Annotated in this window: 26 protein-coding genes; 8 read left to right on the forward strand and 18 right to left on the reverse strand. The window is 56.6% G+C overall.

Annotated elements, in window-relative coordinates; all coding sequences use genetic code 11:
• The first annotated feature begins 146 nt into the window (after positions 1-146).
• Positions 147-509, forward strand: a complete 363-nt coding sequence (locus tag ACO6TI_RS10935) for a MerR family transcriptional regulator (protein ID WP_196898262.1) — start codon at positions 147-149, stop codon at positions 507-509.
• Complete coding sequence (locus ACO6TI_RS10940; protein WP_104704668.1) at positions 506-1,105, forward strand: short chain dehydrogenase; 600 nt, start codon at positions 506-508, stop codon at positions 1,103-1,105. Before ACO6TI_RS10935 ends, ACO6TI_RS10940 begins: the two co-directional genes overlap by 4 nt.
• A gap of 191 nt (positions 1,106-1,296) precedes the next feature.
• Here the strand turns inward: ACO6TI_RS10940 and ACO6TI_RS10945 are convergent, their stop codons facing one another.
• Both ACO6TI_RS10945 and lepA read right to left on the reverse strand, forming a co-directional pair.
• Entirely contained in the window at positions 1,297-2,478 is a 1,182-nt protein-coding gene (locus ACO6TI_RS10945; protein WP_196898258.1) for a glycosyltransferase, read from the reverse strand.
• A 334-nt stretch (positions 2,479-2,812) separates the two neighbouring features.
• On the reverse strand, positions 2,813-4,618 hold the full coding sequence (gene lepA / locus ACO6TI_RS10950; RefSeq protein ID WP_196998997.1) for a translation elongation factor 4: 1,806 nt from the start codon (positions 4,616-4,618) through the stop codon (positions 2,813-2,815).
• On the opposite strand from lepA, the gene ACO6TI_RS10955 reads away from it, so the two are divergent.
• The gene (locus tag ACO6TI_RS10955; protein ID WP_422384934.1) at positions 4,593-4,775 is read left to right on the forward strand and encodes a hypothetical protein; all 183 of its coding nucleotides are present in this window, start codon (positions 4,593-4,595) and stop codon (positions 4,773-4,775) included. The two genes, lepA and ACO6TI_RS10955, sit on opposite strands and share 26 nt — an antisense overlap.
• A gap of 80 nt (positions 4,776-4,855) precedes the next feature.
• Positions 4,856-5,374, forward strand: coding sequence for a GNAT family N-acetyltransferase (locus ACO6TI_RS10960; protein ID WP_422384935.1), 519 nt, complete (start codon positions 4,856-4,858; stop codon positions 5,372-5,374).
• Positions 5,375-5,498: 124 nt separating this feature from the next.
• Here the strand turns inward: ACO6TI_RS10960 and mepA are convergent, their stop codons facing one another.
• Both mepA and ACO6TI_RS10970 read right to left on the reverse strand, forming a co-directional pair.
• A complete protein-coding gene (gene mepA / locus ACO6TI_RS10965) occupies positions 5,499-6,587 on the reverse strand; it encodes a penicillin-insensitive murein endopeptidase (RefSeq protein WP_422384936.1) in 1,089 nt (362 codons plus the stop codon).
• 71 nt (positions 6,588-6,658) lie between these two features.
• On the reverse strand, positions 6,659-7,744 hold the full coding sequence (locus ACO6TI_RS10970) for a patatin-like phospholipase family protein (RefSeq protein ID WP_196891392.1): 1,086 nt from the start codon (positions 7,742-7,744) through the stop codon (positions 6,659-6,661).
• Between the two features lie 303 nt (positions 7,745-8,047).
• Here ACO6TI_RS10970 and ACO6TI_RS10975 point away from each other — a divergent pair, with 303 nt between their 5' ends.
• Positions 8,048-9,091, forward strand: coding sequence for a M42 family metallopeptidase (locus ACO6TI_RS10975; RefSeq protein ID WP_029062054.1), 1,044 nt, complete (start codon positions 8,048-8,050; stop codon positions 9,089-9,091).
• A 218-nt stretch (positions 9,092-9,309) separates the two neighbouring features.
• On the opposite strand, the gene ACO6TI_RS10980 is transcribed toward ACO6TI_RS10975, so the two are convergent.
• From ACO6TI_RS10980 to ACO6TI_RS11000, 5 genes are all read right to left on the reverse strand, one after another.
• Positions 9,310-9,924, reverse strand: a complete 615-nt coding sequence (locus tag ACO6TI_RS10980) for a hypothetical protein (protein ID WP_055120425.1) — start codon at positions 9,922-9,924, stop codon at positions 9,310-9,312.
• Positions 9,925-10,042: 118 nt separating this feature from the next.
• Positions 10,043-10,705 (reverse strand): alpha/beta hydrolase, encoded by a 663-nt coding sequence (locus tag ACO6TI_RS10985; protein ID WP_422384937.1) that lies wholly within the window; start codon positions 10,703-10,705, stop codon positions 10,043-10,045.
• 6 nt (positions 10,706-10,711) lie between these two features.
• A complete protein-coding gene (locus ACO6TI_RS10990) occupies positions 10,712-11,965 on the reverse strand; it encodes a TCR/Tet family MFS transporter (protein ID WP_055120116.1) in 1,254 nt (417 codons plus the stop codon).
• Between the two features lie 118 nt (positions 11,966-12,083).
• Entirely contained in the window at positions 12,084-13,391 is a 1,308-nt protein-coding gene (locus ACO6TI_RS10995) for a tetratricopeptide repeat protein (RefSeq protein WP_422384938.1), read from the reverse strand.
• Between the two features lie 64 nt (positions 13,392-13,455).
• A complete protein-coding gene (locus ACO6TI_RS11000) occupies positions 13,456-13,656 on the reverse strand; it encodes a cold-shock protein (protein ID WP_029062142.1) in 201 nt (66 codons plus the stop codon).
• A gap of 487 nt (positions 13,657-14,143) precedes the next feature.
• Here ACO6TI_RS11000 and ACO6TI_RS11005 point away from each other — a divergent pair, with 487 nt between their 5' ends.
• Positions 14,144-14,551, forward strand: a complete 408-nt coding sequence (locus ACO6TI_RS11005) for a DUF5071 domain-containing protein (RefSeq protein ID WP_422384939.1) — start codon at positions 14,144-14,146, stop codon at positions 14,549-14,551.
• Positions 14,552-14,655: 104 nt separating this feature from the next.
• On the opposite strand, the gene ACO6TI_RS11010 is transcribed toward ACO6TI_RS11005, so the two are convergent.
• The 7 genes from ACO6TI_RS11010 to ACO6TI_RS11040 all read right to left on the reverse strand — a co-directional run bounded on the left by ACO6TI_RS11010 (position 14,656) and on the right by ACO6TI_RS11040 (position 23,281).
• Positions 14,656-15,114, reverse strand: a complete 459-nt coding sequence (locus ACO6TI_RS11010) for a YtoQ family protein (RefSeq protein WP_055120424.1) — start codon at positions 15,112-15,114, stop codon at positions 14,656-14,658.
• A 149-nt stretch (positions 15,115-15,263) separates the two neighbouring features.
• On the reverse strand, positions 15,264-17,069 hold the full coding sequence (locus ACO6TI_RS11015) for an adenylate/guanylate cyclase domain-containing protein (protein ID WP_422384940.1): 1,806 nt from the start codon (positions 17,067-17,069) through the stop codon (positions 15,264-15,266).
• 36 nt (positions 17,070-17,105) lie between these two features.
• Positions 17,106-17,969 (reverse strand): SDR family oxidoreductase, encoded by an 864-nt coding sequence (locus tag ACO6TI_RS11020; protein WP_196999005.1) that lies wholly within the window; start codon positions 17,967-17,969, stop codon positions 17,106-17,108.
• A 4-nt stretch (positions 17,970-17,973) separates the two neighbouring features.
• A complete protein-coding gene (locus ACO6TI_RS11025) occupies positions 17,974-18,801 on the reverse strand; it encodes a TrmH family RNA methyltransferase (protein WP_055120106.1) in 828 nt (275 codons plus the stop codon).
• On the reverse strand, positions 18,798-19,751 hold the full coding sequence (locus ACO6TI_RS11030) for a class I SAM-dependent methyltransferase (protein ID WP_055120104.1): 954 nt from the start codon (positions 19,749-19,751) through the stop codon (positions 18,798-18,800). The genes ACO6TI_RS11025 and ACO6TI_RS11030 overlap by 4 nt, the downstream gene beginning before the upstream one ends.
• 144 nt (positions 19,752-19,895) lie before the next feature.
• On the reverse strand, positions 19,896-22,331 hold the full coding sequence (locus tag ACO6TI_RS11035) for a methyl-accepting chemotaxis protein (RefSeq protein ID WP_159100693.1): 2,436 nt from the start codon (positions 22,329-22,331) through the stop codon (positions 19,896-19,898).
• A gap of 191 nt (positions 22,332-22,522) precedes the next feature.
• Positions 22,523-23,281, reverse strand: coding sequence for an SDR family NAD(P)-dependent oxidoreductase (locus tag ACO6TI_RS11040; RefSeq protein ID WP_055120100.1), 759 nt, complete (start codon positions 23,279-23,281; stop codon positions 22,523-22,525).
• A gap of 125 nt (positions 23,282-23,406) precedes the next feature.
• Between ACO6TI_RS11040 and ACO6TI_RS11045 the strand changes: the two genes are divergently transcribed.
• Together ACO6TI_RS11045 and bfr are read left to right on the forward strand one after the other, a co-directional pair.
• Entirely contained in the window at positions 23,407-23,649 is a 243-nt protein-coding gene (locus ACO6TI_RS11045) for a (2Fe-2S)-binding protein (protein ID WP_082442963.1), read from the forward strand.
• Positions 23,650-23,664: 15 nt separating this feature from the next.
• Complete coding sequence (gene bfr / locus ACO6TI_RS11050; RefSeq protein ID WP_029062134.1) at positions 23,665-24,150, forward strand: bacterioferritin; 486 nt, start codon at positions 23,665-23,667, stop codon at positions 24,148-24,150.
• 4 nt (positions 24,151-24,154) lie between these two features.
• Here the strand turns inward: bfr and ACO6TI_RS11055 are convergent, their stop codons facing one another.
• A complete protein-coding gene (locus ACO6TI_RS11055) occupies positions 24,155-24,868 on the reverse strand; it encodes an ATP-binding cassette domain-containing protein (protein WP_422384941.1) in 714 nt (237 codons plus the stop codon).
• Positions 24,869-24,874: 6 nt separating this feature from the next.
• Positions 24,875-26,575, reverse strand: coding sequence for an ABC transporter permease (locus ACO6TI_RS11060; protein ID WP_422384942.1), 1,701 nt, complete (start codon positions 26,573-26,575; stop codon positions 24,875-24,877).

Genomic DNA, 26,575 nt, shown 5'->3' on the forward strand with positions numbered 1-26,575 from the left:
ACGGCGCCTGGACCAGATCCGGCGCCGTTTCTGGTTTCAGGAGCCCTGCCGCAAAGCGTTGCGGGCCCTTTTTGTATTGATCTTTGTCCTTGACCTGGAGCCACTCCAGACCCGTAGATTTGCCTCAAGTCAAAGAGGTGAAGCCAATGCGGATTTCCGAAGCAGCGACGATATCGGGCCTGAGCGCCGACACGATCAGGTACTACGAGAAATCGGGTCTTGTGCCGGCAATAAAGCGCGGCCCGGATCGATTGCGCCGGTTTTCGCCGGAAAACATAGAATGGCTCACCCTGCTGTACTGGCTGCGCAAGACCGGGATGCCGATGAAGGAAATGCGGCGCTTTGCGGAACTCTACCGCCAGGGTGCGTCCAGCATCCCGGAACGCAAGGCCTTGCTGCTCCGGCACGAAGTGCGGCTTCGGGAACGTCGCGCTGACCTGGATCAATGTTCAAAGGTACTTGCCTACAAGATTGAAACATACAAGAAAATCGAAGGAGATCTGTCATGAAGATCATTCTCGTTGGTGCATCCGGTGACGTCGGCAAGACTGCCTTTGAGGAACTCTCCAGCCGTCACGAAATCATCACGGCCGGCCGGTCCTCCGGAGACATTACGGTGGATCTCGCATCGCCTGAGAGCGTCGAGGCAATGTATTTGCAGACAGGCCCGGTCGACGCAGTGATATCGGCAGCCGGAGAAGTTGAATTCGGTCGCCTTAGCGACATGACGGCCGACACGTTTCGCTATGGCCTTGAAAACAAGGTCCTGACGCAGATCGGTCTTGTGCTTGCCGGACTGAACGCTGTGAATGATGGCGGATCCTTCACCCTGACCAGCGGCATTTTGGACCGGGATCCGGTCCTGATGGGGGCAGGGGCTGCAACGGCGAACGGCGCCCTGGCCGGTTTTGTGAAGGCTGCGGCAATCGACCTGCCGAAAAACCTGCGCCTCAACGTCGTCAGTCCCGGCTTGCTTGAAGTTTCCTCTGACCAGTACGGAGCCTGGTTTCCAGGGCACGAATTGGTATCTTCCAGACGCGTCGGTCTGGCGTATGCAAAATGTGTCGAAGGCGCGATAACCGGCCAGGTCGTTGCCGTGGACTGAAAAGGTTGACTGGACAGAAGGCGGCTCACCTAGCCATCACAACTCGACCGCCGAAGATTGCTATGCGCGATGCGCAGTCGGATTCAGGATGAACTCAGTGCACAAGAAGAAGCAGTTCTTTGTGGCGATGAATGTCGTGGACCGCAGCAGGCAATGATTGTCATGCCCGTGGGCAAATCCGGAACAGCTCCTCAGTTGAGATTCAACGCACGCCTGACCCTTGAGTATTTTTTCCTGAAGCGCGTTGCCGTTTTCGCAAGGAAAAGATCGGTTTTGACCGAGGCGCGCCGTTTGCGTTGAAGTACCTGGGAAAGAAAGCTTCCCTTCGACATTATTTTTCTTTTGTCCTGAAGGCATCGCTCCAGCGAGGTCACTGCATTTTCAAAGCACATCTTTCGAACGACATCGCGCTGCAGGTTCAACAGGCGCTCGTACTCAAGAGGATTGTCGTCCAGGTACCGGACTTTCTCTGTCAATTCTTCGAGATTTTCAACCGAGCAGCCTTCGGGAATCAACTCCTCATGGATCAGTGTGTCGCGAGGGAGGAGCACGAGAGTTCCGCAGGAAACAGCTTCAATGACCGAGTTGCCCCGGATCAGTCGTCCTCCCAGTTTGACGAAGTATTTTGCATCGTAAAGTTCCTGCAGATTTTCTTTGATGTTCTGCCTGTGGATGCGAACCCGATAACCGTCGTCAACGAGGGGTTTGAGCTCATCGGGAGGAGATTGGACCGGCCGCTCCGAGGACATGTTGATCTCTGCATATACGCCGTCCTGCAAAGATCCTCGTCCCAACTCCTGCCTCAGGAGGTTTTCAAGACAATGCGGACCAACAAATGTGTAGGGGAAGTCGACCGCACCGCCGATTTTCGACGTGATGTTGTTTGAGATCAGCTGGTTCAGGCAAACGTCGTAGCCGAATTCCGCCCATTTCGAGGCCAGGTTCGCTTCGCCGATCATGTAGCAGAACAAGACTTGCGGATGCTGGCGAATGACGTCTTTCGGAATTGAAACATTGATCGAAATGACAACGTCGAAATCCGACCAGTCGATTGAGCGGCAAGGCACAGAGAAATGACCGTTTGCGTACGGACTGCCGGGTCTTTTGAACTCTTCACCTGGAAGATGCTCGATCGTCTTGGTCTTCAGGAGTTTCACGTCATCTGCGATTTTCGGAATAACGCTTCGATAGATCTGACACTCCGGAGCCGGATCCTCATCCACAATGTAAAAGGAAGTGTCGAGTTCGGTGAACAGCCCGACCGGCCCGACCCTCATCATTGAGGAAAAGAGCAGCGCATGCGCGTCTTTTGTCCCTGCCGGACAGACATATAGGTCCTGATAAACATCCTGTTTGACAAAAGCAATTTTCATACGAATCTCATCAGAACGTAAGACGGTGAAGCAGTCGCAAGTCGCTTAAAATACTTGATTGTGAATAACAAGCGTCCTCATGCAGCAGAGTTGAGCAGCCGAGCCTCCCTGCAGGTTCCGGAACAGGTTTTCGATACCAGGAGAACTATACAGGACATCACACAGTGTACATGTCTTTTGCGAGTGACCGGTTATTATCACCGGTCAGCAGAACACGTGCGCACGAACCTCGCAAACTGCCTATGCCGCGAATGCCGCAAGTGCGGTTTCTGCCTGTTTGAAATCGATTGGACAATCTCCGGGTCTTGCGCAGGGCTTCGTGACAGCCGGTTCCTTACTCATCCATCTTCAGGGCCTGGATGAAGGCTTCCTGAGGGATCTCGACCTTGCCGAATTGGCGCATCTTCTTCTTGCCCGCCTTCTGCTTTTCCAGAAGCTTTCGTTTTCGGGTCGCGTCGCCGCCGTAGCATTTCGCGGTTACGTCCTTGCGCAGGGCCGAAATGGTTTCGCGGGCGATCACGCGTCCACCAAGGGCGGCCTGGATCGGAATCTTGAACATGTGCCGCGGGATCAGGTCCTTCAGCTTCTCGCACATGGCCCGGCCACGGCGCTCCGCCTGGCTGCGGTGGACGAGGACGGACAGCGCATCCACCGGCTCATCATTGACCAGGATCGACATCTTGACGAGGTCGCCCGCCCGGTAGTCGGAAATCTGGTAATCGAATGAGGCGTAACCTTTGGAAACTGATTTCAGCCGGTCATAGAAATCAAAGACGACTTCATTGAGCGGCAGGTCGTAGGAGACCATGGCGCGTGAACCGACATAGGAAAGATCCACCTGGATACCACGCCGTTCCTGACAGAGCTTCAGGATGGCACCGAGATAGTCGTCGGGCGTCATGATCGTTGCCCGGATCCACGGTTCGCGGATTTCTGTAATCTTGACGACATCCGGCATGTCCGCCGGGTTGTGCAATTCGAAATCCGAGCCGTCTGTCAGCGTCATCTGGTAGACAACAGACGGCGCGGTCGCGATCAGGTCCAGGTTGAATTCACGCGACAGTCGCTCCTGGATGATTTCCAGGTGCAGCAAGCCGAGGAACCCGCACCGGAAGCCAAATCCGAGCGCTGCGGAAGTTTCCATTTCGAAGGAAAAGCTCGCATCATTGAGCCGAAGCTTGCCCATCGCGGCGCGCAGGTCTTCAAAGTCGTTGGCATCGACCGGAAAGAGACCGCAGAATACGACCGGTTGGGCTGGCTTGAAACCCGGCAGGGGTTCTGCGCACGGCTTCTTGTCCAGCGTGATCGTATCGCCAACCCGTGTGTCGGCCACTTCCTTGATGGATCCGGTGATCACACCGATTTCGCCGGAACGAAGCTCATCCACCTGAATGAATTTCGGCGTCATGGCACCGACGCGGTCGACGTCGTAGGAGGCGCCCGTTCCCATCATCTTGATTTTCTGACCCTTCTTCAGCGAGCCGTTGATGACGCGTACCAGGACCATCACACCGAGATAGGTGTCGTACCAGCTATCGACCAGCATCGCTTTCAGGGTTTCGCCCGGATCACCTTTGGGCGCCGGCAGCTTGTGGACGATCGCTTCCAGCACATCTTCGACACCGAGTCCGGTCTTCGCGGAGATCATGCAGGCATCGGAGGCGTCGATCCCGATGACGTCTTCGATCTGTTCCTTGATGCGCTCCGGTTCGGCAGCCGGCAGATCGATCTTGTTCAGGACCGTGACGATCTCGTGGTCGTTGTCGATCGCCTGATAGACGTTTGCGAGCGTCTGCGCTTCCACACCCTGCGAGGCGTCGACCACAAGCAGAGAGCCTTCGCAGGCGGCCAGCGAACGTGAAACCTCATAGGCAAAGTCCACGTGGCCGGGAGTGTCGATCAGGTTCAGCGTATACTGCTGGCCGTCCTTTGCAGTGTAGATCAGCCGGACAGTCTGAGCCTTGATCGTGATACCGCGTTCGCGCTCGATATCCATGGAATCGAGAACCTGTTCGGTCATTTCGCGGTCGGTCATCGTTCCTGTCATCTGGATCAGACGGTCGGCGAGCGTCGACTTGCCATGATCGATATGGGCCACGATGGAAAAATTTCGGATGTTGGAAAGCGTCTTCGTCGTCATGGCCGCCCCTTTACCACTGCAATTTGCTTTCGACCAGAAAAATGCGCGCGTGGTAGCCGGAAATCCGTTGCTTTTTTGCGGAACAAACGATGGTCAGGTGCTGCAGCTGTTCAGCGGTGCCGGTTCCCTACCGGCAAATGACGTATATCAGGCATGATATTTATCATGACAATTCAAATTCGCCGTGAGATCGGGCATCACCCGCGGAATTCGAACTGCCCGCAAATGAGATGAACCATGCATATTCGAAACGCTGAAGCCAAAGATATCCCCGCCATCCTGGCGCTCTACAATCATGCGGTGCGAGAGACGACGGCTGCCTGGACAGGCTGCGAGGAGACGCTGGAGGACCGGGTGATCTGGTTTGAAGCCAGAAAAAGCCAGGGCTTCCCGGTGATTGTAGCGGTGGACACACAGGAAAGAGTGGCCGGGTTTGCGAGCTACGGGCCATTCCGTTCGAAGGAGGGCTACCGGTTCACCGTTGAACATACGGTTTATGTCGATCCATCAAGGCACAGGCAGGGGATTGGCAGAAATCTGATGTTCCATATTCTGGAGATCGCTGAAGCTGACGGGATTCACGTTCTTGTCGGGGGCGTCGACGGCGACAACCTTGCTTCTATCCGTCTCCACGAGGCGCTTGGCTTTGAAGTCACTGGAAGATTGCCGCAAACGGGCACGAAATTTGGCCGCTGGCTGGATCTGGTGTTTCTGACGAAGGTATTGAGCGACACGAGAGCGCCTGAAGGCCGGTAGGCGTTCTGTGCCGATATGCGTTTTGATCGTCATGCCTGACAAGTTCGCGACTGCGACAGCGATTGAAAATTTGGCAAACCGGTGATCCGGGGCATGGTCAATGACACTGGAACGGAGAACAATCCTACTGCGCCGTCAGCACAGTCTGGCAGGCTTTGGGTAGGGCTGCGAGTGCCATTGGTCGTTTTTTGACGATTTTCGGTTTTTCACCCGGCTTGGGCGGGTTCTTCGGCACCCATGGTTCGTCGGACAGCCAGTAGGTCAGATGTGAACTGCATCCGTCTCCCGGAGGCGGGGGGTTCTGGTTCTTGCAGCCGCCGCTTCCTTTCGGACAGGCAAGGCGGACATGGAAATGATAGTGGTGCCCCCACCACGGGCGCACCTTGCGCAGCCAGGCACGGTCACGGCTCTTTTCGAATTCGCACAGGGCCTTCTTGATTGTCGGATTGACGAAGATCCGGGCGACCCGCTTGTCGGAGGCCGCACGGCGGATCAGGCGCGCATGGGTATCTGTCCACTTTCTCGGATCAACCCGGCGATCGGCGCCTTTGATATCGAGAGGGCCCTTGAGCATCGAAATCGCGGAGATTTCCTCGCGCTCTTCAACCGTAAGCCTCCGGTTCGGCATTTCCGTCAGCCAGATATCGGCATCAAGGCCGATCTGATGACTGGCGTGGCCAGAGAGCATGGGTCCGCCGCGGGGTTGGGCGAGATCTCCGACCAGAAGACCGTTCCAGCCGACTTTCGGTGCATCGGTCGCAAGATCCTTGAGATAGTCGATCAGTTCCGGGTGTCCCCAGTTTCTGTTCCGCGAAAGTCGCATTGCCTGCCAGCTCGCCCCGTCAGGTGGAAGCGAAGCACCACCGGCAAGACAACCTTTGGCGTAGGAGCCAATTGCACGCGCTTTCAGGGGAGCCGGGCCGTTCGCGGCGCCGAAATAGTCCTTTGCCGGCAATTGCGAGCGAAGCACCAGCTTGGGTTTCGTTGCGACGTAGCCCTCCGGAACTTCCCGTTTTTTCGCAGGAACAGGGACACCGGCAACAACTGTGAGGCTCGGCTGATAGTCCACAGAAGCGGTTCCGCCCGATTTGGCCGCCGGGACAGGTGTGACCGCGGCAAGAGAGGGGCTGGCAGCGACAACCGCAATCAACGCCACCAGGCCGGCAAAATGTCTCTTCCGGAAAGTCCGCTCAGATCGTCCACGCTCGGTCACGGGTCAGCCTCGTGCATCTGTGTCGGCAGGTTGCCGCAATCCTGCCTGTCGGCAATGCGGCAGCCTGATCTTCAGGCAGCATGCACCAAATCGGGATGCTGCGCATCCGTTTCCGATGTTTCCATGTGGGCTTTCAACAGATCGGCTAACTCGTCGAGCAGAACCGTGTGGTCGCGGATCACCCGATCGGCTGCTCCGTTCAACGCGATGATGTTGCCTGGGCGTGCGTTGTCCATGTCTTCGGCTTCCGCGTCGAGAACAGCGTTCAGACGGTGATACGTCACGTTGGGCAATTCGTCGAAAAGGTGCTGTGCCTGGTAGGCGGACGTTTGAGACTGTCCGTCCGCAAAAATGGACAGGATGGGTACACCCTTGGAGGGCTGCATCCATCCGAGCGCGCCCCATCCAATCGCTTCCTTGTAGGGGAACGGTCGTTTTTCAGCCTTGCCGGTTCCAAGTGACAGTATGACCAACTCGTCCTGGTCCCAGCCGATCTTGCGGGCTTCCAGATAGGCCGCGATTGCCGGATCGTTCATGAAGACACCGCCGTCGACAAGAGCCTCATCGCTCTTCAGGGTGAGGTTCTCGACACGGGCAGGTTCGAAATAGGAAGGTGCAGCCGTGGTCGCGCGCACGGCCTGCCAGAAATAGTAGTCATTCGGCCGGCTGCCGTTTTCCTCAAGTCCGTTGGTCATGAACACGGCCTTGCGCTGTTCAATGTCATACGCGGTGAGGACCAGTTTTGTCAGCGCGCTGGCCATGGAGGTCCAGCCGAACCTTTCTTTCAGGAGCTTTTCCAAAGGCCGCGCGTCATAGGTCTCGTCGAACAGCCCGAGCGGATTGCTCACTGCGCGCGCCAGCCGTGCCGTGATGGAATTCTTGAAGATGTCCCGCGCCTCGCGCTCGTAGAAATTTCTGAGCTCGGCAATGGTGGCGGCGGCTTCTCCGGCTGTCCCGCCGGGCCGCGGTGCGCTCAGTCCGGCAGTGATCAGTCCGCCGGTCGAAGTTCCGGCCATCAGGTCGAAAATCTGATGCATTGGCTTGTTGACGCCCCGCTGGCCAAGGCGGCTTTCAAGCGTTTCGAGAATGCGCAATGGAATAAGTCCGCGGACACCGCCGCCGTCAATAGATAGAATAAAACGTCTTTTCTGGGTCATGGTTGGTCCCCGGGGTGGTCAATCTGGAAGGGGCAGCGTCTGTTCGCAGGTCCGCCACACACGCTTATGTTATCTGTCCTTAAATGTTTGCGACCAATTACGACACTGCAATGGCAATTTGAAAAAGATAGGACTTAATCGGAAAATTTGGAGAGCAATCGGTTAATCGAATTGCTGGAATTCTGCAGATTTTCAGCTCCCGTGGCAATTGCAACCCACAATACGCGTTTGCCGCCCTTTATCCGGAGGTTGATTTCGGCATAGGATCTGTCCGGATTTTTTACCACTCCGACAGGATGTTTCATGAATATCGAACTACTTCGCCGTCTGTGCGAAACACCGGGCGTCCCGGGGCACGAGCACCGGGTACGCGAACTCATTCAAGACGAGATCAAGGGGCTTTTTGACGAAGTGACCGTGGATCCGATGGGATCACTTCTGTGCCGGCGGAACAGTCGCAAGAGTTCCAGGAAGGGTGACCCGAAGAAGGTGATGCTCCTGTGTCACATGGACGAGATCGGCTTCCTGGTCTCGCATGTCACCGACAAGGGGTTTCTTCACGTTCAGCCGGTCGGCGGTTTCGATGCGCGCAACCTGTTCTCACGCCGGGTTCTCGTTTCCACCGACGACGGTGAATTCAAGGGCGTCATGAACCCGGGCGGCAAACCCATCCACATCTCTTCGCCCGAGGAACGAAAAAAGGTTCCTGAGCCAAAGGACTTCGTGGTCGATATCGGGCTTGGCGACAAGGCCAGGGACGTCGTCAAGGTCGGTGACATGGTGACGATGGACGAGCCCCTGATCGAGATCGGAGACAAGATCGTTTCTAAGGCACTCGACAACCGTATCGCTTGCTGGCTCGGCGTGGAGGCCGTCAAGGGGCTTGGCAAGTCAAAGCACGAATGCGAGATCCACGTTGCCTTTACGTGTCAGGAGGAGGTTGGCCTGCGCGGTGCGCGAACCGCTTCCTTTGCCATCAAGCCGGATATCGGCCTGGGTGTCGACACGACCCTTGCCTGTGACACGCCTGGCGTTCCCGAACAGGACAGGACGACGGTCCAGGGCAATGGCTTCGGTCTGCATGTCAAGGACAGCAGCTTCATCGCCGACCGTGATCTTGTAAAGGAATTCGAGGCGCTTGCGGAAAAGGAAAAGATCCCGTTCCAGCGCACGATGCTGGCGGCGGGTGGCCAGGACGGGGCAGCGGCACAGCAGGCTGCCGCAGGTGCCAAGGCCGTCGGCATCGTCGTCGGTACGCGCTATATCCACACGGTGACGGAAATGATCCACAAGTCGGATCTTCAGGCGGCCCTGGACGTGCTGGTGGCGTATCTGAAGAAGGCTTGAAGACTTTCTGATGGGCAAGGAGGCATAAGCGTCCTTGCCTCCAGTCCTTTGGTCGTCATCCCGCTCAGGCACATCTTGAACCGGGACCAGGGTGCGTTCACCCATTGGAAGTTGGGGATTGTCTCGGGCTCTGACACATGCCGACCCCGGATATTTGCCACACGGCGTCCGGGGCGACGATGCCAGGATTTGGTGTCGAAGTCTTGCGGATGGTTTGGTTACGCCAACAGACCGGCGAGGTTCGAAACCTGTTCGCCCGTTCCGGCATAGAGTTCGCTGACAGACGCGCTCTGGTAGCTGAAGGAGCCGTTGTCGAACTCGCCTTCGATGCTGGACGCGCTTGCCGAACGAACCGAGAGCCCGGTTTCGCTGTTGTAGGAAACCCGTTCAAAAGAAACGAATTGCGCTGACACGGTCTCGCCGCCGATCTCCGCCTCGATGGTGGTGGTGGAAATGGAGGCGCTTTCATATGCAAGGGAAGCGGAAGGACCTTTTTCTTCCTCGCCGAGAGCAGCTTTCAGTTTTCCGGCAGCTTTCTGGTAATCCTCGACGGTCGCAAGGGCCTTGTCCTTGCTCTTCTCGTCGTCTTCGCCCTTGCCCTTGTCGACAGCTTGCTGAAGCGTGGCGATAACCACGGCATCTTCTTCGGCTTTTTTGCTCGCCGCCTCGAGAACGGATACGGCAGGGGCCTTGTTATGGCCGTTACGCTGGCCGATATCGTGTCCGTATGCATGACCTTTCGGACCGTGCCCGGATCCTTCTGGACCACCGCTTGAAAAGGAAGCTGAAAACAGGCTCGAACTCTGGGTCGTGGTTTCGACGGAGATCTGCATGTGATTGAATCCCGGTTTCGCCGGCCCTTCCTGGTCCGGCACAGATCCTGACAGCATCCGGCAATTGGGTTAATAGGCCATTAACCAGTAACGCCGGGAAACGGATCGGGGTTGGATTTCAGCCGAAAAGGTGGCTTTTGAGAAAGACTCCGCCGAGTGACAGACCCCTGTCGTCGATCGTATGACCGAGGCCTTCCAACTCGTGGTAGTCGACCTGCAGCCCGGCGGTGGCCAGCGCATCACGCGCAGCTCTGCCGTGATAGCTTGCCACGACGTCGTCTTCAGCACCGTTGACGATCAAAACGGGAGTGTTCGTGTTGATCCGATTGAACCTGTCTGCCCCGGGAAGCAGACCCGAATAGGCAATGAGCGCGGCGGGTGGCGTTGTCCGGCGCAGGCCGCATTGCAGTGTCATCATCGCCCCCTGACTGAAGCCGACGAGCGAGAGCGATTGCCCATCGAGTGAAAGTTTGTCCAGTTCCCGGTCCAAAAACCGGTCGAGGATGGGCTGGGCAGCTTCGGCGCCGATCCGGTATTCCGTCAGCGTGCGCTCGTTCAGGGCAAACCACTGGCGCCCGCCGAAGCCTTCAAACGGCAAGGGCTCTGGTGCATGCGGCGAAACGAAGGCCGTTTCCGGAAAAAGAGGTTGCCAGAAACGAGCCAGGTCGATCAGGTCGTTGCCGTCAGCCCCGTAGCCGTGCAGAAGAACGATGAGGTGCCTGGCAGCCCCGCCGGAGGCCGGTGGCAGGCGTGGTCCATCGAGAAAGGAGACCTCGGACATTGGGAACTACTCCGCTGGGTTTTCCCGTTCCGAGGCGGTGGCGTCGGACAGATGTTTTTGCTTCAGTTTCATGAAGGGCAGCGCGATCAGCATGGACGCCAGGATCAGGAGCCACGCAAGCGCGAACGGCGCACCGGGAAATGAGATAACTGCATCTGGGCCGGAGAAATGGGCAAAGGTCTGTGTCATGACGAACGGGCTGACCACCATGGAAAGACCCGCGGCGCTTGAGATCAAGCCTTGAAGTTCGCCTTGTGCATTATCAGGAATTCGGTTTGACATCAGTCCTGTGAAGGCGGGTGTTGCCAGCGCACCGAATGCGGCGAACGTGACCATTGCATAGGCCATCCAGCCCGTATCGGCGACAGCCAGGCCTGCGAAGGCGACAAGGTTGGCGCAAAGCCCGATCAAGAGGGTTCGTCCTGGTCCGAATTTCGGCTCCAGCACCCGGATAAGGTACCCCTGCACAAACGCAAAACCGACACCGACAAAGGCAAGTGACAGACCGATGTCACCGGGCGTCCATGCGAAGACCTCCTCGGCGTAGTAGCTCCAGACCGCCGGATAGACATAATGGGCAATGTCGAACAGGAAAACGGCCAGCAGAAGTGTTCGGACGGCAGGGTACTTGGCGATCTGTTTCAGGGCACCAAGAGGATTGGCGCGCTTCCAGTCGAAGGAGCGCTTGTTGTCTTCCTTCAAGGTCTCCGGCAGCATGAAGTAGCCGAACAGGAAATTGATGAAGGAAAGCAACGCTGCGGCATAAAATGGCGCTCGCGGTCCATATTCGCCCAGGAAGCCGCCAATCATCGGGCCGAGCACGAAGCCGACGCCGAAGCCGGCGCCGACCAGCCCGAAATTCTTGGCCCGGTCCTCCTTTGAGGAAACATCTGCAATATAGGCGGAAGCTGCCGAGAAGGTCGCACCTGCAACGCCGGACAGCGTCCTGCCTATGAAAAGGATCACCAGATGCCAGGAAAGGGCCATGATCAGGTAGTCGACAGCCATCGCGAACATGGACACGAGCAGCACGGGCCGACGCCCGAACCGGTCCGAAAGATTGCCGAGCGTAGGTCCGCACAGGAACTGCATCAACGCGTAGATCACACTGAGGGCTCCGCCCCATCGAGCTGCCTCGCTCACCGGGAGCGACGTCAGCTCGGTCAGCAGCGAAGGCATGACCGGCATCATCAGGCCAATACCCATGGAGTTGATGATCAACGTGATCAGAATGAACGTGAGAGCGCTTCTCTTTGACATACCGGCCGGCAAGATGACTTCCTTGGTGAGGCGATGATAGTTCGCCGGGTGCCGATTTGCGACCCGCCCTCCGCGAATGGTCCGGTCACGGCCGCAAGTGCGACCGTGACAATCTGGTTCAGTTCGCCTCTGGTTTCTGGATCTGGAAAATCAGCCCCTGAACCTCCTGACCAAGTTCCTTGCGCAGGACTTCCTGGCGGTCCGTCTTGTAAATCAGCGAAGCTTCTTCAGTGGATTTGCGAATGTAATCAGGTGTATGTGCGTAGCGCCCGGAGGCGTCGACACGAAAATCGGGTCCGGAATCGTCGACAAGATGTTCAACACTGGCAACCAGGATACCGCCGGGTTTCAGCGCACCTGCCAGTGCCTTCATGAACGGGCGCAGATTGCCGATATAGCAAAGCGTATCGACGCAAACAGCCAGATCGAAACGGGTTGGCAGGTCCGAATTCAGGAAGGAAACCAGTTCTCCCTCGACCAGAAAGTCATAGACGTTCAGTTGCGCTGCCTTTTCCATCATGCCGCGGGACAGGTCGACACCGGTCAGCTTGCCGCAGTGGTCGCTGATCAGCGGACCGCACAGACCGGTTCCGCAGCCGAGATCGACGACGTCCGGAAAGGGTTCCGTCTTTTGACCGGCGAGCGCAACAACGTCCTCGGCCACGAGTTCCGGCGCGCGATACCCGAGACCTTCAAGAACTTCATCGAACGAGTCGGAAAACTTGTCGAAATGGGTTTTGACATAGTCCTCCGGAGCGTGTTGCAGGTCATCTCCGCGTACCGCTGAAAGATGATAGTGCGCGGCCTTGTTCTCCGGATCGGCAGCGACAATATTCTCGAGGTGGATTTTGGAAAGATCGGGGCGTCCAAGTGCACTCAGAACGCGCGCGCGCCAAAGAGCCTGCGGCGCTTTCGGGTCATCGAACCTGAGCGACTTCTCGAAGGCGTCTGAAGCTTCCTCCTTCGAACCCGTGAACATCAGCGCGAGGCCGTAGGTATGCCAGGCGTTGGGATTATCAGGGTCGAGGCGAACGATCTCCGACATGATCGTCAGGATTTCGTCATAGTCGCCCGACGCCCGCAGAAGGACATTGATGTTTTTCCACGCTTCTTCGTGCCTGGAATCGAGTTCCACGGCGCGAACATAGGCTGCAAATGCTGCCTTTGGCTCGCCGACGATCTTGAGAATGTTGCCGAGATTATTGAGGGCCGACGTGTTGCGTTCATCATTTTCAAGCGATTTCTGGATCAGATCGATCGCGCTGTCGGCTCGTCCCGCATCAAAATGCAGCAAGCCGAGAAAATGTAGTCCGTCCGCGTGTTCCGGATCCTTGTTCAATATTTCCAAATAAATGTCTTGTGCAGTTTCCAGATCACCTTTGCGATGTGCTGCGATGCCTTCCTGCAACCTTTCATCAGTCTGCATGTTTCCCCCAATAAAAAAGGGCGGTCGAACCGCCCTTGCATTCGGAAAGTTCTGTAAAGCGACTTTACAGGACTTTCAGGTCTTCAGCCACCATCTGCCCACGGCGCCACTCCAGATCGAAAACCACAAGCTGGCCTTCCGTCAAGGTGTCGATGCCGGACCGGTGCAGGGCCGAGATGTCAACGAGGATGTCCTCGCCGTCTTCGGGTTCGATTGTGCCGACACCGCGGCCCTTATCAAACCATTTCACATTTCCATGTTGCATGGAGCTTACTTTCCAATTTTACTCATCGAGACATACAGTTTGAGTTTCTACCTTCATTTTTCGACGTCTTGATGACAGTGTTTCTGATAGCGCTAAAGTACTTTCCAAATTTCCTTTTGAAATAAACACGCACGTGCGCAGCTACTGTGTGCCGCCGCAAACTTTTGCGCAGTTCAATTTCAGAAGGAATCAGCTTTCCCGGCTAATAAGTGCGGGAAGTCTTAGCTTCTCTTAGTATGGTAAGGAATTTGTTAATTTCAAGGTACGACCTAAAACGCTTGATCTAGGCCGCGCTCGCGGTGTTTGTTCATCCTGGCAGAACAAGGGTGTTGAGACTGCCGTAGAGCTTTTTTGCTGTCCGGAAATAATGAGACACGACACGGGTGCAAAAAACATGAACCAAAAGAGTGGATGGATTGCAAGTCAGTGCAACACAGATTGGCGGCCACATCCGCTCTGATCGATAGGAAACTGAAACGGATTGTGCATGGATCCAACAGATTTTTTCACCGAAGAACTTGCTGGCCTGGATTGGAAGCAGCCAAAAGAAGTGCAAGCCTCAGCTAAAGAGTCCATTAGGCGGAAAATCGGTGACGATCTTTCTCCGCTAATGATCCAGAACCTTCGGAAAACCCAATGGGAAAATGCAGCCGAATTACTCGAAGGTCTTGAGCCTTCAAAAGTTGTGCAGTTTGTTCCCGACCTCTTGGAGTGGCTGAAAGACATGAATTGGCCCGGCGCTGACCGGGTCAAAAAGATTTGTCTGAACTTTGAGAAACACGAACTGCTCCCAGACATTGATGCCAAGATTTCAAAGGCACGCGAAGACACTGATGAGGATTGGGTGGAAGCTCTTCTCTCGTTGCAAAGAGAAGTGAAGGACAGAGCCAATTAGACAGACGATTTGGCGAAGACGCGGACTTCGAAGATAGAGACAAGTCCAGGACCGCAAATCGATGCACGGCGGTCGCCGGACCGGTCCGCCGTGGCAATACGCAGTTACCTGTCCAACTGCCCGAGGATCACGTATTTCAGGATCTCAGCAACCTGTTCCGACGTTTCGGCAACGGCAAGCGCAGCACCGTCGACTTCCTTGAGCGGATGGGTCAGCGACGGATCGTGAACGACGATCAGCGATTTTCCAAGCGCAGACGCGTAGCCTGCGTCGAAGGCCGCGTTCCATTGCTTGTACTGATCCCCGAACCGGACGACGACGATGTCCGCCTTTTCGATCAGCGTACGGGTCCGGATCGCATTGACCTTGGCACCCTTGTGGTCATACCAGAATTTCTTGTCCTCGCCGCCGAGAATGACAGCGCCGCAATCATCGCTCGCCGAATGGTCTGTCACCGGAGCGGAAAATTCCACCGGCAGGTCCAGTGCTTTCACACCGTCGACAATTCTTTCACGCCAGTCGGTATGAATCTCACCGGAAAGATAAACGCGCCACATGCTCATGCTATCGACCTCTTGATCATTGGTTCTTTGGGAAACTTGAATTGATGCTGACGCTGAGGTGTTCCGGAGGCTGCGTCAAGGTTGAGCTCTTTTTCGGATTCCGAAAAACTGGATGTGGACCCTGGCAGCCGGATCCAGCGACTTTCAGATTACTTCGTATTCAAATGCCACACGCCATCCCAGTCGGCCGGTGCGCCCTGCGCCGAGATCAGTTCAAGCCGGTTTAGAAATACCGTAGCGATCTGATCGTTTGGAAAAGTTCCAAGAATTTCTTCAAAAGCCTGCTGCGCCTCCGACCAGCGTGCCTGGGAGAAGGCACGAAGTGCTTCTTCTGAAGCGGTTTGCAATTTCGACAGATCCTCGGTCATTTCGTCTGATCGCGCCAGCGGGGTGTAGACACTGGTCGGCTCCGTCTTGCCCTTCACCTGGATCTTGTCGACTGCGCGGAATTCGATTGCCGAGACCGTGTCCCGGGTTCTCTGGCAAACGAGGATCTGGGTGCCATAGATCTTGTTGGCGCTTTCCAGCCGCGCGCCAAGGTTCACCGTGTCGCCCATGATCGTATAGTTCTTGGTCTTTTCCGACCCGATGGAGCCGATCACGGCATCGCCGGTCGCAAGTCCGATCCGTTGCCTCAGGACCGGCAGGTTCTTTTGAAGACCGGTCAGTTCCGGCAGTTCCTTCTGGAACTGCAACATCAGTTGGACATTGCTGAGGGCGCTCTCAACCGCGAGTGTTGCCTGATCCCCGTCATTGCTGAACGGTTGGGCCCAGTAAGCCATGATCGCGTCACCGATATATTTGTCGATCACGCCCTGGCGGTCGGTGATCTCGGTCGACATCAGGTCGAGATACCTGTTGAGGACCCGAACGAGACCACCGGGTGTGAACTGCTCGGATATCGTTGTGAAGTCAGCCAGATCGGAGAAATATGCGGTGACCACCTTTTTCTCGCCCGCCGACGCGTCGGATTGATCCGAGATCAGACCTGTAACCACACGCGGATCAAGATACTGGCCGAACGTGTCCTTGATCTTCTGCGTCGATCTCAGACCGTCGACCATTGTGTTGAAGCTTTGGGTCAGGGCACCGATCTCATCGCGCGACAGCGGTTGGAGCCGGACGTCAAAGTCGCCATCCTCGACACGCTTTGCCCCGGACGAAAGGGCCCGCATGGGTTTGAGGATGCCGGATATGACGAGGGTTGAAAGCAACAAGGCCAACGCACCGGCGGAGGCCGTTGCCGCTATGCTGGCATATAGGGCCTGTTGCTCGTGAAGAGCAGCGGTAGCAATAGACTGGTCGGTAAAGGCGCTGACATGCTGGCGAAGCGAGTCGAGCCGTTCTGTGAGTTTTTGTTCTTCACTCTCCAACTGCTCCTCAAGGTTTTCCCGTGTCGCTGGTGGCAGGTCCGCTGACTTCACCAGATTGAGTGCATGGCTGTGGAAACTGCTGTGTTGTGTTTCTATCGCGATCAGCGTCGGATAGAGGGCTGCCAGTTCCAGCTTGTCCGTCAGAGACGAGGCCGTGTCCTGAGCGGAACGGACGCGTCTTTCAGCCGATCTCAGAAGAGACTCAACGGTGTTTGCATGGGTCTCGAACAGGTTGAGACCCGCCTTGAGCCTTGCTTCCAGGTGGTTGATCCTCGCTTCAATGTCCGGATGTTCACTGATCGCGGCATCGATTTCCGTATCGGTTGCTCCGGAATTGAGTGCTTCAAGACGGTCCGCGCGCAGTTCCGCTTCCAGTTTCTCAACCCGCTCCAGTTCAAGCTCTTCCTTTAACGCAATCACTTCGATTTGCGCGACTTCATGCCGGAGTGGCGAAAAGACCTGCGAGATCAGCTGAAGTTCCTTGTTGATCTCGAAGATCTTGTAGATCGAATAGGTGGCAGCGGTCGCCATGACCAGAAACACGATCAGCGAGATTCCGAATATCTTCCATGCAATGCGCATTGTTTGGTTGGCCTAACGATCCGGGCAGATGATGGACTATACCTGTTTCGGTTGTAGCAGGTCTTCGAGTGCCACACGATAGTTGGGATACTTGAAGGAGTATCCCAGTTCTTCCTTCACTCGCTTGTTTGAGACCCGCTTGTTTTCTCCATAGAAAGATCGGGCCATCGGCGTCAGGTCAGCGGTCTCGAACGGAATTTCCGGCGGCGGCTCGACACCAAGCAACTCGGCGGCAAAGGCAACAACGTCCTGCGGGGGAGCAGGCTCGTCGTCGGTTATGTTGAAGACCCGGGTCACAGGCCGTTTCATGGCCAGGCTCATGGCGCTCGCGATATCTGCGACATGGATCCGGTTGAAGACCTGACCCGGTTTGACGAGCCGCCGGGCTTTGCCCTTTTTGAAGTTCTCGAACGTGTTGCGTCCGGGGCCATAGATTCCGGACAGTCTGAAAATTTGAACCGGCAGATCATGTTCCGCTGCAAACTTCAACCAGGCTTCTTCGGCTGCGACGCGTTGTACGGAGCGCCTGGAGACCGGTTTGCAGACCGTGGTTTCGTCAACCCATGCACCATCGTGATTGCCGTAGACACCTACCGTTGACAGATAGCCGGTCCAGTCTGGTTTCCCGGAGGCGATATCTTCTCCGTGATGATTGAGTACCGGATCACCGGTTTCGTTCGGTGCAATTGAAATCAGCACATGTGTTGCCCGCTGCAGCGCCCCGGCAATGCCATCACCCTTTGCTTCGCCATTGAAAAGAAAGGGCTCTACTCCCAGCTTCCTGAGTGCGTCTGCTTTTTCCGTCGAGCGGGTCGTTCCGCCAATCCATTCGAATTGGTCGCGCACTTCCTCGACAAACGCTGTTGACGAATAGCCGACACCAAAGACAAACAATCGCATCTAGTCAGAGCTCCAGGTGGTTTCGGCGGATTTCGTAGAGTGCAACACCGGTTGCAACAGCCAGATTGAGACTGTCGGCCTGACCCGTTTGCGGAATTCGGATCAGGGTGGAACAGGCAGCGGCCATGTCGTCTTCAAGCCCCTTCTGTTCGTTGCCCATGACCAGAAGGACCGGTTCGGAGTAATCGGGCGTCCTGTAGTCGACGGCGCCTTTCAAGTGGGTGGCGGCGACCGTTCCGGGCCACTTTGCGGCAAATGTCTTGAATTCTTCCTTTGTCATCTTGGCGAGCGGCACATGAAACAGGGAGCCCATGGTCGCCCGAACGGCCTCGACCGCGAACGGGTCCGTACAATCGCCGACAAGGACGACACCGCTTCCTCCGACCGCGTCGACTGTCCGGATGATCGTTCCGAGATTTCCCGGATCGCGCACTCTGTCGAGGGCAACCCAGAGGACGCCGCTCGTTGGGTCGATATCTTGTGCAGAAAGGATCTTTTGTTCATAGACCCCGACGACCGTCTGGGGATTGTCCTTGCGGGTCATTGCCGACATCACAGCTGTCGAGACTTCAAGGATCAACGCACCGCGTGCCTTGGCGTTCGCAGCGGCCTTCTGGGCAGCTGGATTGTTCCTGGCTTCCGGGCCGATCGCCAGATACCGCACATTCCAGCCGGCCTCCAGCGCATCGGTTGCCAGCTTCAGACCCTCGGCAACGAACAGGCCTGACTGATTCCGGTGCTTGCGTTGCGCTACGAGGCCCTTGATTTCCTTGACTATGGGGTTCGAATGGCTGGTGATCTGTTTCACCGCGCCCTGGTGCTTTTCGATCATCGGCTGCTCCACCTGGAAAAGAGCGATGTCGACAGCGCGCGTTCGCCGTTTTCTTCACGGATGACGAGTTCCCCCGACTCCAGCAGGCCGCCTTGTTGCGACAGTGTTTCCGCCATGAGTTCGTGTATGGCCACGAAGCTGGAACGGATCGCGTAAGCTGTAAGGATCATGAACAGGGAGTCCTCGGTCAGCAACTGCCTGAGATCCCGCAGCATTCCTGGAAGACTGGTGTAAAGATCCCAGACCTCGCCCTTGGGGCCGCGTCCGTATTTCGGCGGATCGAGAATGATGCCGTCATAGGTGTTGCCGCGCCGAACTTCCCGCGCAACGAACTTGGATGCGTCCTCGCAGATCCAGCGGATCGGCAGATTGTCGAGGCCGGACAGTGCCTGGTTTTCACGTGCATAACCGATTGCCTTCTTGGAGGCATCAACGTGTGTTACCTGGGCACCTTCCGCAGCAGGCAGCAGAGAAGCAAGGCCGGTATAGCCAAAGAGATTGAGGATCTTGAGGGGTCTGTCGGGAACGCGCTCAAGTTCACTGCGAACCTTGCCGTTCACCCAGTCCCAGTGCGCGGCCTGCTCCGGAAAGACACCGACATGGCGGAACGACATGAAACGGCCGTTGTAACGAGCCGGTCCGTAAGACATCGGCCAGGTTTCAGGCACATTGCCCGAGAACTTCCAGCGACCGGGCCCTTCTTCCTCCGTATCTCCGGAAAAGACGGCATCCGCCCGGTTCCAGAAACTTTCCTTGAGCTTGCGGGCACCCATGGCCTGGGGTTCCGGCCGCACGATCGTAAATCGACCGTAGCGTTCCAGCTTTTCGCCTGCGCCCATGTCCAGCAGCCGGTAGTCTTTCCATCCCTTTGTTTCCAGAATGACGGGCCAGATCTGGTCGGGCGGTTTTCCGAATGGGGAAAAGGAAGGGGCGTTGGTCTTGTCCGCCACGATGATCTCTCGTTGGTTCGATTGTTCGAGTGTCTTCTCGCCTTAGTCGTCCTGCGCGGCAAGGTCAATGTTCAGCCCGAAGTGGTGAACGAAAAAGGGCGGAGTGCCTGGCACTCCGCCCTGTTGAACCGATGCGGTTCCCGGTCAGGCCGCAGCAACTTCCGATAGGAATTGCTCGACTTCCTGCTTCAACTGGTCGGTTTTTTCCGTCAGTTCGCCGGATGCCGACAGGACCATGTCCGCGGACGAGGAGGTCTGATCGACAGCCTGGGAGAGCTGTGTCATGGAGGACGTGACCGCGCCGGTGCCTTCCGCGGCACGTTGCACGTTCTGTGAAATTTCCGCCGTCGCGGCTCCCTGTTGCTCGACGGCGGATGCAATCGCCGTCGTGTAGCTGTTGACTTCGTTCATCGTTTCGGTGATTTCGCCGATGGCAACAACCGATTCCTTGGTCGCGTTCTGGATTTCGGTGATCTGCGAGCTGATTTCCTCTGTGGCTTTCGAGGTCTGTGTCGCCAGTTCCTTGACTTCGGCAGCGACGACCGCAAAGCCCTTGCCCGCTTCACCTGCACGTGCGGCCTCGATGGTCGCATTGAGGGCAAGAAGGTTGGTCTGCTCGGCAATTGCCTGAATCAGCGTGACGACCTCGCCGATCTTCGTTGCCGCTTCTGCAAGTCCTTCAACCTTTTCGTTCGTCACCTGTGTGCCCGTCGTTGCCCGGTCCACGATCTCGGTGGTCTGAGCGACCTGGCGGGAGATTTCACCGATGGAAGCGGCGAGTTCCTCCGCCGCGCTTGCGACCGTCTGTACGTTGTTCGTCGTTTCGTTCGACGAGGCCTGGGTCTCGGTGGCATAACCGGCACTGTCGCGCGCGATCTCCGTCAGGGCCTGTGCAGTCGTGTCGAGGCTGCCTGCGGTGGTCGCAACGGATCCGAGGGCGTCTTCGGCAGTTGCGCGGAAACTGTTGATCAGATCGTCGACCCGCTGCTGACGTTCGTGCCGCGAGGCTTCTTCCTGTGCGTTCTGTACCTGTAGCTCCGCGCGTTCAATGGCGTTGTCACGGAAGACCTGAACGGTGCGGCTCATGTTGCCGATTTCGTCGCCACGGTCGATACCCGGGATATCAACTTCGTTGTCGCCGTTCGCAAGACGATCCATGACATTCGTGATCGTCTGGATCGGTCGCGTAATCGCCATGTTCAAAACGAAGGCCAGACCGACACCACCTAGAATGGCAAGCAGGATCGTCATGATGATCTGCATCTCGGCAGCTCCGGCTGCGGAATTGGCGGCCTGGGACTGAGCATTGGAGATTGCCGCGATATCAGCGCTCATCTTTCTGGTCAGATTGTCCAGCTGCTGACGTTTCACAATCAACTCGGACTTGGCGGACAGCATTTCCTTGAAGGACCGGTCGAGTGTTGCAATCGACGTCGCGATCCCCTCGATCGCTTCTGCCGCAGCAGGCAGAACATTGGCATACTTGACCAGACTTTCCTCAAGTTTAGCGAGCGAGGCGATCTGGTGTTCGACCTCTGTTGTGTCATCCGCGCCAAACGCGCCGAAGAGGTACAAGAGTTCAGCGCGAGCTGTCTGGGCATTCTGGTTGAGTGATTTCGCCTTGTCGGAAATAGAGCGGATCGTTGCCAGTCTCGTGGAGGCTGACAGAGCATCGGTTTTCGCCTTGTCGACCACAGGGGCGACCTGCTTCAAAACTTCCACCGTTTGGGCATTCATGCCCTCGATGCCTTCGCCAACCGCGAGTCGGGCTTCGTAAGCTTCTGAAAAGCCGAGGTCCTTGGTGAGATTTTCAAGTGCACCAAGTAGATTTTTCGTTTGACCGGCAAGCTGGGCCAGTGCCTTCGGGTCCATGCCCTCGACCTGCTTGTAGCGCATCTGCTTGGCAGAGGAGACCAGGCCGCGTGCAATATGAATCGAGTTTTCCAGGGCTTCACCCTGAAGATTGCCGCTGCCTTCCAGATACATGAGCTGGACCTGGATTACTCCGTCCTTGAGTTCGAAGATACCGCGTTGAATTTGAGAAGCGTCATCCAGGCGACTGTCGGCGGAGAAAGCTTCCGCGCTGACGCGTTTTTCCTCGGTCGCGACCGCGTCACTGATGTTGAAAGCCAGTTTTCCGAGATCGGACGTGCTGTCTTGCAGCGTCGCAAGACGCAAGGCCTGCTGGTTTGTCTGGTCGACAACCTGATCGAATGTCGTCCCGAATTCGGCGACAGCTTCCTTGGCTCCGCTGACCTGGTCTTCCGCTTCCGGGTTTCCGGCAACTTCGTGTTCGAGTCTTTGAAGTGCGGTATCAATGCTGGCGATCTCCTGGTGGACCGCGTCGCTCAGTTCCGGTGCCGGATTGTTCAGATAGTCTTCTCTTTTAAGGGAAGTCGACTGAACCCGGCCGGCGACCTGGGCCGCATGGTCGGCAACGACAAAGCTCGATGAAAGGTTCTGGATGGCCACAAACCCGACGGCTCCAACCATCGCGGTCAGCAGCAGCACTGCAAAAAAACCACCACCGACCTTAAATCCGAATTTAAGGTCGACCAAAGTCTTCAATATACGTTTCATTCGATCCCCGCGCGGCTGTAGGAACAGCATTACCCGTTGTCAGTATTCGCAGGAGCAATGAATATTGGGTAAACTAGGGTTCGAGTTGGATATATTGCACAAAAATAGTGCAATCCAAGTATATTGGATACGATATTCAGGTTGCCGAAATAAATTTATCGAATTTATTTATTGGATGGCTGACGTAGAGTTCAAACATGTTGTCCACCGTTGATGTGGATCTCGGCGCCTGTAACATAAGAAGAGTTATTCGAGCATAGATAGAAGATCGTATCCGCGACTTCTTCAGGTAGCCCCAGGCGCCGCAGCGGTATGTCAGCAACGAGTTTTTCCGTTCCAGGTGAAAGGATCGACGTGTCGATCTCTCCCGGTGCGATCGCATTGACGCGTATGCCATGCGGTCCGAAGTCAGCTGCCATCTCGCGGGTGAGGGAGGCCAGGGCGGCTTTCGAGGTTGCATAGGCCGTCCCGGCAAAGGGATGCACATGCATGCCGGCAATCGACGTTACGTTCACAACGGAACCTTTCGCGGCTTTCATTTCCTCAAAAAGTCCCCTTCCCAGGAGAATAGGGCCGAAGAAGTTGACCTGAAAGACCGTTCGCCATTCGTGCATTGCGGTATTCAGAGAATTGAGGCGCTGACCTTCCGGACCCTTGGGGCTGATACCGGCATTGTTGACCAGTGCATTCAGTCGCGATCCGTTCGCTTCCAGCCGCTTGCGGATCTCCTGGACTGCATATCCCAGGTTTTCGGGATCGGACAGGTCGACTTGTATGTGATCCTCTGGCCCCATGGGCCAGGGACACTTGTCTGAAAAAGCTTGCCGGGAACAGGTGATCACTCGCCAGTTCTCCGCTGAAAACCGTTTCACGGTCGCATGACCGATGCCACGGCTGGCACCAGTCAACACAAGTGTGGGGCGGGTGTCGGAGGTGTCCTTGCCGCTCATGTAAGATCCTTGCCAGATTACGAGGGATGCAGAAAAAGTTGACTCTTATAGTAGGGTTTCGTTATTGCGCATTAAACCCACAATGCCAATATGACCGGGCAAACGGATCCTGACCGAACCCTACAATGATCATATGCTCCTGTAATGTTCTTTCTGACGAGCAGCTCCGAAAAGCTGCAGAGGAAATGCGCGCCGATCCCAACGGGAAAGTGCCGACACCTGGAGCTGTCTTTCGCCATCTGGGTTGCCGGCCGCGATGTGGGGGTTGTTTTCCGTCGGTTATTGACACCATTCACGATAAGGGGTCAGAAGAGGCAAGGGAAACTGAACCGGCACCCGCGCCTTTGAAACGAACGGCGAGCCGGTGATCTGGAGAGGGTCTGATGAAGGGTGAACCGCAAGTAATCGATTATCTGAACAAGGCTTTGCGGCATGAGTTGACCGCGGTCAGCCAGTACTGGGTCCATGCGCGCCTTCTTGCGGACTGGGGCTTCGGCAAGCTCGCCGACAAGGAACTGGAAGAAGCAGACGAGGAGCGTCAGCACGCCCAGGATCTGATGGATCGGATTATCTTTCTGGAAGGGCTGCCCAACCTGCAGACACTCGATCCGCTGCGCATCGGTCAAAATGTCAAGGAATGCCTGGAAGGTGATCTTGCGGCAGAATATGTCGCCCGCGCTCTCTATCATGAAGCACGCGAAATCTGTCGCGACCTCGGGGACTACGTGTCCATGGCGTTGTTTGAAAAACTCCTCAGCGACGAAGAAAGTCATATCGATTATCTGGAGACCCAGCTCGACCTTATCGAGCGGATCGGCATCGACAACTATTCGCTCCTGCAGGCGAAATCGGCTGACCAGGCCGAATAGGGCCTCAACGTTTCGCGATCGAGATTTGCGGCTGCTGCACCTTGGAGCAGCCGTTGTTGTTTTTGTGGTTGTCCAGAAAATGAACCAATCCGCCGGCCGCAAGCGCATCCTCTTCATCGTGGGTGACCAGGAGCACCGGCAGGTCATTCTTCCTGGCCTGACAGAACACCAGCTCCCGCACTTCTGCCCGACGGGTCTGGTCGAGACTTGAGAACGGTTCGTCAAGCAGTAAAGCCATCGGTTGGGCCAACAGGGTTCTCATCAGCGCAACACGTGTCTGCTGCCCTCCGGAGAGTGTTGCCGGATCCCTGTCTCCAAATCCGTTCAGCCCCACATCTTCGAGCGCCTGCCGCGCGATTTCCTTCCTGTGCTGGCGTCCCCTGACCTTGGCGGGTATTGCGAACATGAGGTTTTGCATCACCGACATGTGGGGAAAGAGCAAGGGAGATTGAAACATTAGCCCGATGTGCCGTTCCTGGGCAGGCAGATCAGTCAGGTTCTTGCCATTGAGGAAAATTCGCCCTTCGGCATGAAGAGCCGGCTTTAAAAATCCTGCGATGAAATCCAGCAGGCTGGACTTGCCGCTGCCGCTTTCACCCATGATTGTCAGGATATTCCCAGGCGGAATGTGACAATCGATGTCAAGCAGCGGTGCGCCGTCAACATGGATGCTGACAGCTTCCAGGGTCAGACCCGCGCGGTCTAGTGCTTCAAGCATTCAGAACTACCTTTCCAACCGCATGGCGGCACGATTTCGGAACACCAGCGATGGCAGCAGCGCTGCAAGGACAAATCCTGACAGCGGTATGACCAGTTGCAAGAGGGCATATAGAGCGGCAACCTGGCGATTGCCGCCGCTTGCCAGCGCGACACTCTCCGTCGTCACGGTAACGACACGTCCTGCACCGATCATCAGCGTCGGCAGGTATTGGCCGACGGAAACGGCTGCGGCAACCGCAAAAGTCACCAGCACCGGGCGCAGAAGCAACGGCAGCTGCACCTGCCAGAAAATACGAGCCCGCGAAGCGCCGATGGAGGCTGCTGCCTTTGCATACTGCGGGTCGAGCCGGTTCCAGGGATCGCTGAGCGCAAGAAACGCATAAGGGAAAACGAATATCAGGTGCGCAAGCAGGACCGCTTCCATCGTGCCGCTGAGGTCTGCGACCAGAAACAGTGTCTGCAAACCGAAAAGGAAGCTGATCTGCGGCAGAAGCAGGGGCAGAAAGATGTAAGTGTTCAGCCAGCCGTGTCTTGGTTTCTTGCGAAAGCCGCGCCCCTCGAGCACCCAAAGGGTCAGGGCGGTCGCAATACCGGCGGCAGATATCGCAAGCAACAGGGTTGCCAACAGGGCAGGGCCACCCGTGCCGAAAGAATCCATCATCCTCGCAAGGCTCCAGCGCTGCGGCAGAACAGCTGGAAACCACCAGGATTTCGCCGTCGTCCAGACCACAAGCAGAACGATGGAGACAGTCATGAGTGCAACGATGATCGACATCGCCCAAAGACCCGCCTGCCGAGCTGCAGCGTCCTGCCGTCGCCGGTGGCCACTTTCAAAGCGCGACTTCAGCCAAAGCGTCACGCCACGCTCCAGAAGCAGGTAGACAATCAGCGAGACCCCGCTGACGAAGAGCTGGAGAAGGGCACCTGCGGATGCCATCAGCCTTTTGCTCAGGTCCGGATCGTTCATCCAGCCGATCAGTCGAGGCGCCAGCGGTGGTGGGGTCGTCGGTCCAAGGAGCTGCGCCACGTCGACCACGGATGTCGCATAGGCGATGACTGCCAGCATGGGAAGGCGGATAAGCGGATAGATCTGTGGCAATATCACCTTGATGAACGTGCTCATCCGGCCATACCCGAGGCTCGCCCCGGACTTGTAGAAGTCGCGGATATGCGGCCTGTTCAAGGCTGCAAGTGTCATCAGGAAGAGGAAGGGAACTTCCTTTGCAACCAGCCCCAGTGTCATTGCGATACCGGCCTGGTCATTCAGGATCAGGAGATCGGGCGGGCGCGTCCAGCCGGTTGCCCAGGGCGATAAAAGACGTACGAGAAACCCGGAAGGGGCAATGAGAAAGGCGAGCCCGATTGCTGCCGCAGCATGCGGCACAGACAGCAAGGGTGACAGAAATCGGGTCAGCCGCACGAAGGTCCTGGTTCCCGACCAGCCGGCGGTAAACAACAGCACGATTGCCAATGAAAGGATCGACGCAACAAGACCCGTACCGAAACTCAACAAAATGGAAATCTGAATGCCCGGCATGTTGAACAGGGCACGAAAAGGTTCAATTGAAAACGTGCGATAGCCGAGAACCGGCAGATAGCCGAAAGCGGGCAGGATCGTACCGGCGAGACCGGCAAGAACCGGTCCTGCAAGCAGGATCGTAACGAGAACGGTTGCAATGTCCGGTCTGCCGGTTGATTTGGGCAA

Origin of the sequence: Roseibium album (genome assembly GCF_965233825.1) — a bacterium.
Lineage (GTDB): Bacteria > Pseudomonadota > Alphaproteobacteria > Rhizobiales > Stappiaceae > Roseibium > Roseibium album.